The sequence below is a fragment of the Caulobacter sp. P1_B12_2 genome (assembly GCF_056406675.1).
The window spans coordinates 1-2,928 of the sequence record NZ_JBFTZS010000521.1 but is presented as its reverse complement, the minus strand read 5'-3'; the positions used below and the strand labels follow the sequence as shown (position 1 = coordinate 2,928).

Sequence of the window (2,928 nt, the reverse complement as noted above, 5' to 3'; positions counted from 1 at the left end):
AGTACAATCCACGGTCGGGCGTCTATGCCAACGCCCAGTGGCTTGTGGCCGCCGACGCGCTGGGCAGCGATTTCGACTATCCGCGGATCACCGGGGCGGTGAACGGCTACCACGCCGTCAACGACAAGACCGTGCTGGCCTGGCGCGGGTCAATCTGCCGATCCGGCGACGGCGCGCCGTTCTACGACCTGTGCAACTACGGCCAGAGCAACGACCTTCGCGGCTACACCAGCGGGCAGTATCGCGACCACGCCATGTTCGCGGTTCAGGCCGAGGTGCGGCGCAAGATCTACAAACGCTTCGGCGCGGTGGCCTTCGTCGGCGTCGGCGAGGTGTCCACCGAGTTCTCGAAGATGAACACCAGGGATCTGCTGCCCGCCGCCGGGATCGGCGCACGCTTCGAGGCCTCCACCAAGTACCACGTCAACATGAGCATCGACTACGCGGTCGGGGATGGCTCTTCGGCCCTCTACTTCTACGTCGGCGAGGCTTTCTGACGGCGGTCGAGTTCCCTGATTTCCCCGGGGCTGCGGCCCCATTTCCTGGAGGTTTTACATGCGTGGACTCGTTCTCATCGCCGCTGTGACGCTCATGTCGGCATCCGCAGCCGACGCTCAGCAGTTGCTCGCCGACGCCAACAAGGACGGCAAGGTGACGCAGAAGGAATATCAGGACAGCCGACGAACCTTCCTGCTGCGCGCCGACAAGGACAAGGACGGCAAGGTCAGCAAGGCCGAATGGGACCGGGGCGCGGAGCAGGTGCGCAACGAGGTGCGCGCGGAGGGCGTCGACGGTTGGCCGAAGATCGGCAAGGCGGGGCTCTTCCAGGTGCTGGACACCAACAAGGACGGCTTCGTCACGCCGGCCGAGATCGACGCCTACTACGGCCCGAGGTTCGCCACGTTCGACACCAACCACGACGGCGTCGTCACCCGCTCCGAAGCCAACGCGGCCGAGAAGGCGGCCCGCAAGTAGCGCCGCTCAACGGCTTTCCTGACCTGTCTCGGCCCGTCGACCAACGTCGGCGGGCCGTGGTTCGTGGTCATGGCTCCGGCTAGAGGGTCTTGTCCCGAAACAGTCGCGACCAGTCGTCTTTCATGCTGACGACTGTCCAGCCCCGCTCGATCGCCGTGCTCAGCGCCACGTCCAGCTTTCCGACGTGGGTGTCCTTGTCATAGGCGTATTCGCGCTCTGAATCGTCATGATGCAGCAGCATGGGCAGCCGCCGGCCGGGACCCGAGGCGGTGTATTCGAGCATCGCCAGATCCCCGTCGGAATTGCCGAACGCCAGGACCGGACGTCGGCCGATGTGCAAGGCGATGTTGACCGGCTTCTCCGCGTACTCGTTGAACGACTGCAACTCCGGCAGCTTGCGGATCTCGCCGCGGCGGCCATTGAGCCGGAATTCGGTCTTGCCGCTGGAGCCGATCACCCGCTCGCGCGGCACGCCATAGGTCTGTTCGCTGAACATCCGCACGACATCGACTCCGCCGGCGGTGACGATGAAATTGCGAAAGTCGTTGGCCGCCAGATAGGCCAGYAGCTCACGCATCGGCTGGTAGGCGAGGGCGGTATAGGGCCTGTCGAAGCGCGGATGCCGGGCCTCCACCAGCCAGGTCGCCACGTCCAGCGCGAAGGCCTCCTCGGTGGCGTGGGCGTGCAGGTGCAGCAACAGCTCGATCACGGCCTGCTTGCCGCAAGCAGCCAGTCCCGCCATGTCCTGGTTGACGAAGGCCTGGAACACGGGCTTGGCGGCCAGCTCGGGATGCGAGGCGGCCATGTGCCTGGCGCGGTCCAGCGCGAACATGCCCTGAGCGTAAAGCGGATGCTCGACCCACAGAGTGCCGTCATTGTCGAACACGGCGATACGGTCGGCGGGGGCGACGTAGTCACGACCGCCGGGGCGGGTCACGCGCGCGACGAAATCCAGGATCTTCCGCCTGGGCGAGGTGTCGGACCAACTCGGTAGTGGCACTTTGGTCATGGTCGCCTCCGAGCGGTTCAGGCGCGGGATCTGACGATGCAGCGAAAACCCACATGCGACGCCGACGTGTCGATCGGCTGGGCGTGTCGCGCCGCCGGTCGATAGCGTTTGCAGTAGCTGGGCGCGCACAGGTGCGAGCCGCCCTTCAACACCTTTCTCGGGATCGGAAGCCTTCCGGCCTCGCAGCTGTCCGCCTCGAGCCCGCCTCTAGGATTCTTGGCGGCGCAGCAGCGGGGCGCTCCGCCCGCCGCGTCAGGCGTCGACCACCAGTCCGTCGTCCATTCCCAGGTGTTGCCGATCATGTCCTGGAGGCCGTGGCCATTGGGCGGATAGGCGCCGACCGGCGACGTCCTGGCCCAGCCGTCGTCCAGAGTGTTCTGGTGCGGGAACGCGCCTTGCCAGGTGTTGGCCATGTGGCGGCCGTCTCTCAGGAACGTGTCGCCCCAGGCGTACTCGGCGCCGTCCAGACCCCCGCGGGCCGCCAGCTCCCACTCCGCTTCGGTGGGGATCTCGACTCCCGCCCAAGCGGCATAGGCCAGGACGTCGACCCAGGCGACGTGAACCACGGGATGGTCGCCCAGCCCCTTGATGTGGCTTCCCGGGCCATGCGGATGACGCCAGTCCGCGCCCTGGACGAAAGCCCACCATTGCAGGGGATGTCGAAGGTCGACGGGCCCGCGTGGCGGGGTGAACACCATCGAGGAGGCGACCAGCACCGCCGGGTCGGCGCCGGGATAGTCGTCGGGATTGGGCGGCAGCTCGGCGAAGGTGACATAGCCCGTGGCGTCCACGAACTGGGCGAACTGCCGATTGGTCACGGGGGAGGGGTCGATCCAGAACCCGTCGACCGAAACCCGCCGCGCCGGCCGCTCCTCGGGATAGTGGTCGTCAGATCCCATCGTGAAGACGCCGCCGGGAATCCAGGTCATCGCCTCGCGCAGCGG

General features: G+C 66.7%; 4 protein-coding genes. 2 read left to right on the top strand and 2 right to left on the bottom strand.

Annotation, left to right across the window (positions count from 1 at the left end; all coding sequences use genetic code 11):
- Together AC1DZ6_RS22630 and AC1DZ6_RS22625 are read left to right on the top strand one after the other, a co-directional pair.
- Positions 1-497 (top strand): BamA/TamA family outer membrane protein (locus AC1DZ6_RS22630; RefSeq protein WP_477099364.1); only part of this gene is annotated, 497 nt, incomplete at its 5' end.
- 94 nt (positions 498-591) lie between these two features.
- A complete protein-coding gene (locus tag AC1DZ6_RS22625) occupies positions 592-975 on the top strand; it encodes an EF-hand domain-containing protein (RefSeq protein ID WP_477099363.1) in 384 nt (127 codons plus the stop codon).
- A 79-nt stretch (positions 976-1,054) separates the two neighbouring features.
- Here AC1DZ6_RS22625 and AC1DZ6_RS22620 read toward each other — a convergent pair whose 3' ends face one another.
- Entirely contained in the window at positions 1,055-1,984 is a 930-nt protein-coding gene (locus AC1DZ6_RS22620) for an HAD family hydrolase (RefSeq protein ID WP_477099362.1), read from the bottom strand.
- A gap of 17 nt (positions 1,985-2,001) precedes the next feature.
- Positions 2,002-2,928 (bottom strand): formylglycine-generating enzyme family protein (locus tag AC1DZ6_RS22615; RefSeq protein ID WP_477099361.1); only part of this gene is annotated, 927 nt, incomplete at its 5' end.

Excerpts from the sequence above, each read along its gene's own strand:
- AC1DZ6_RS22625 (WP_477099363.1), top strand. The coding sequence starts at position 592 with ATGTCGGCATCCGCAGCCGACGCTCAGCAGTTGCTCGCCGACGCCAAC.